This is a genomic window from Arthrobacter sp. TB 26 (assembly GCF_000427315.1).
Lineage (GTDB): Bacteria > Actinomycetota > Actinomycetes > Actinomycetales > Micrococcaceae > Arthrobacter.
Genome location: NZ_AUPJ01000477.1, coordinates 1 through 3,582, shown reverse-complemented (window position 1 = coordinate 3,582; position 3,582 = coordinate 1). Strand labels below are relative to the sequence as shown.

At 69.8% G+C, this 3,582-nt stretch carries 3 protein-coding genes and 1 riboswitch; all 3 genes read right to left on the bottom strand.

What is annotated here, in order from left to right:
* Nucleotides 1–83 precede the first annotated feature (83 nt).
* Nucleotides 84–197: riboswitch (SAM riboswitch) on the bottom strand.
* A 106-nt stretch (nucleotides 198–303) separates the two neighbouring features.
* On the bottom strand, nucleotides 304–1,116 hold the full coding sequence (hisN, locus tag K789_RS0118325) for a histidinol-phosphatase (protein ID WP_024368024.1): 813 nt from the start codon (nucleotides 1,114–1,116) through the stop codon (nucleotides 304–306).
* 55 nt (nucleotides 1,117–1,171) lie between these two features.
* Nucleotides 1,172–2,287, bottom strand: a complete 1,116-nt coding sequence (locus tag K789_RS0118320; protein ID WP_024368023.1) for a ribosome small subunit-dependent GTPase A — start codon at nucleotides 2,285–2,287, stop codon at nucleotides 1,172–1,174.
* On the bottom strand, nucleotides 2,271–3,582 hold a 1,312-nt coding region (aroA, locus tag K789_RS0118315), incomplete at its 5' end, for a 3-phosphoshikimate 1-carboxyvinyltransferase (protein ID WP_024368022.1). The genes K789_RS0118320 and aroA, both read right to left, overlap by 17 nt.

Genomic DNA, 3,582 nt, shown 5'->3' with positions numbered 1-3,582 from the left:
CGGCGCCGGACTGGAGTTCAGGGGTGGCAGGAATCGTGGCAGTCGTCATGGGACCTCGCTCGAAAAGGACCCCACGTACCGGGGATCCGCGCTTGCCGGGTCCGTTCCGGACCGGCCAGGTCGTCACCCGGGGCACCCCACCGCGAATGGAGGGTTGCCGGCCAGCAAACCGGGGTTTCGCGCTGGCACTCGTGACCTGTTTCGAGCGTAGGCCATGCCTGCTGCCGCGGAAAAGGCAGGGCAGGAATGTGAAGTGCTTTGTTACGGGACGCGTCCCGAACTGCCGGACACCGCCGGAATTCCCTACAGCAGGTCGTCGAGCCCCGGGTTGAGGCGCTTGAGGACCTCCGAGTGCAGGATGGAGTTGGTGGCGAGGGCGTTGCCGCCGAACGGGCCGTCTTCTCCTTCGAGGGAGGTAAAGCGCCCGCCCGCCTCTGTGACGATCGGGACCAGCGCGGCCATGTCGTAGAGGTTCAGTTCCGGCTCGCAGGCGATGTCGACGGCCCCTTCGGCCACAAGGCAGTAGGACCAGAAGTCGCCGTACGCGCGGGTGCGCCAGACTTCCTCGGTGAGGCCGAGGAACTCATCGAGGTTGCCGCGCTGCTTCCAGCCGCCCAGGCTGGAGTAGGACAGCGAGGCGTCCGCGAGGTTGGAGACGTTGGAGACCTTCAGCCGGGTGGCGGCCGCCAGCGACCGGCCCATGTACGCTCCGGCGCCCTTGGCGGCCCACCAGCGTTTGCCCAGTGCCGGGGCACTCACGACGCCGACGACCGGCTCACCCTCGTCAACGAGGGCGATCAGCGTGGCCCAGACGGGGACGCCGCGGACAAAGTTCTTGGTCCCGTCAATCGGATCGATGATCCAGCGGCGGGAGCCGTGGCCGGAGCTGCCGAACTCCTCGCCGAGCACGGCATCGCGCGGCCGGGACCGGGACAGCTGGCCGCGGATGGCTTCCTCGGCCGATTTGTCGGCGTCGGTCACCGGCGTCAGGTCCGGCTTCGTCTCAATCCGAAGATCGAGCGCCTTGAAGCGGCTCATGGTCTGGGAATCTACGGAATCTGCCAGTACATGGGCAAGGCGCAGGTCATCGTTGTAGCTCGAAGCGGGTTGACTCATGGATCCAAACTACCGCCAAAGCGGGCGGGGGAGCGGTAGGCTGCGCCGCAGCCCGTTAGGAGACGGTGCCCAGCTCCTTGACGTCCTGGGCTTCCATGCGGGGATCTGTTCCGAGCAGGCGGCGGAGTGAGGCGAGCCGGGCCGGGCCGGATTCGCCCGCATGGCCGGCGGCCACCCACGCGTCCACGCCGCAGTTGACGGCGCTGGAATCGTGCTTGCAGCCCCGCTCGCAGTCGTCGGTGCCGGGCTCAAGATCCGGGAAGGACCGCAGGATCCGGTCCGGGTCCACATGGGCCAGGCCGAAGGAGCGGATGCCCGGGGTGTCGATGATCCAGCTGCCCGCCGGCGCATCGTTGACCTTGAGGGCCAGCGCGGAGGAGGAGGTGTGGCGGCCGCGCCCGGTCACGGCGTTGACACCGCCAGTGGCGCGCTCGGCGCCGGTGAGGGCGTTGACCATGGTGGACTTGCCGACGCCGGAGTGGCCCAGCATGACGGTGACCTTCCCATCGAGATGGGCGCGAAGCTGGGAGACGGCGTCCTTGTCCAGCCGGGCGGAAAGCCCGTCGTCCGAGCGGGCATCGATGCCGGAGGCGGCGGAATCCGCCGTCTTGGAGATGATGACCGGGAAGTCAAGGTGCTGGTAGTTGGCGAGGAGTTCCGCGGGGTCCTTGACGTCGGCCTTGGTGACGAGCAGCAGCGGCGCAATGCCGGCGTCGTACGCGGCCACGAGGGCGCGGTCGATGAATCCGGTCCGGGGCTCAGGATTGGCGGCCGCCACCACGATCACCAGCGTGTCGGCATTGGCGACGACGGCGCGCTCGATCGGGTCGGTGTCGTCGGCGCTGCGCCGCAGCAGGGTCTTGCGGTCCTGGATCTTGACCAGACGTGCGAGGGTGTCCGGTTCGCCGCTGACGTCCCCGACAAGGGAGACGAAGTCGCCGGCGACGACCGGGTTTCGGCGCAGTTCCCGGGCACGGGCGGCGATGATCTTGCGTTCCCCGGCGGTGCCCTCGGCGACGACGGCGGTGTAGCGTCCGCGGTCAACGGTGATGATCCGCCCGGTGACGGCGTCGTCGTAGGCGGGCCGGTCCTTGGTGCGGGGCCGGGTGCCTTTCTTGTTGGGGCGGATCCGGACGTCGGATTCGTCCCAGGAGTCAGTGCTGCGTGCCACCGGAGGCGTCCTTGTCTGCGGGGGTTCCCTGCGCCAGCATGGCTTCCCAGAGCTGCGGGAAGTCGGGCATGGTCTTGGCAGTGGTCGCAATGTCCTCGACCTCGATGCCGGGGACGGCCAGGCCCAGGATGGCGCCGGCGGTGGCCATGCGGTGGTCCGCGTAGCTGTGGACGACACCGCCGTGCAGCGGTGCGGGCCGGATGATGAGTCCGTCGGAGGTCTCCTCGGCGTCGCCGCCCAGGCGGTTGATCTCGGCCACGAGGGCGGCCAGCCGGTCCGTTTCGTGCCCGCGCAGGTGGGCGATGCCGCTCAGCCGCGATGGCCCGGTGGCCAGGGCGCAGAGGGCGGCGACCGTGGGGGCGAGCTCGCTGGTCTCGTCGAAGTCCGCGCCCTTGATGTCCGGGCCGCCCGTAACGGTCAGGGTGCCGTCGGTGAGCGTGACGGTGGCCCCCATCGTCGTGAGGATGCTGCGCCACAGATCGCCGACCTGGGTGGTCCCGAGCGGCCAGTTGGGAATGCGGACGGTGCCGCGGGTGGCCAGGGCCGCCGCGAGGAAGGGGCCGGCGTTGGAGAGATCCTGTTCGATCCTGAGGTCAAAGGCGCGGATGGGCCCGGGGGAGACAACCCAGTGGTTCGGGCGGGAATCATCCACGGCCACGCCCACGCCGCGGAGCACCGCGACGGTCATGTTGATGTGGTCCAGGCTCGGCACGGGCCCCCCGCTTTGATGTTCGAGGTGCAGCCCCTCGGTGAAGCGGGCGCCGGTCAGGAGCAGCGCGGACACAAACTGCGACGACGCACTGGCATCAATGACGAGGTGGCCGCCCCGCACGGTGCCGGTGCCGTCGACGGTAAACGGCAACGACGACGCCGGGCCGCCGTCGGGCGCGCCGACGGCCACGCCCAGTCCGCCGAGTGCGTCGATGATGGGGCCCATCGGGCGCTTGCGCGCGTGCGGATCGCCGTCGAACAGTGTCACTCCGCGGCGCAGGGCCGCGACGGGCGGGACAAACCGCATGACGGTTCCGGCCAGGCCGCAGTCGATCGCCGTGTCCGTGCCGGCGGCGTCCATGCTGATCGGGACGATTTCGAGGTCGGGACCGAAGCCGCCGTCGCCCGGAACCTCCGTGATGGTGGCCCCGAGGTGCCGCAGCGCCTCGATCATGAGTGCGGAGTCCCGGGAGTGCAAGGGAGCCCGCAACCGTGAGGTCCCGTCGGCGAGGGCGGCCAGCACGAGGTACCGGTTGGTCAGGGACTTTGAGCCCGGGACGGTGACCGTCGCATCGACCGGCTCG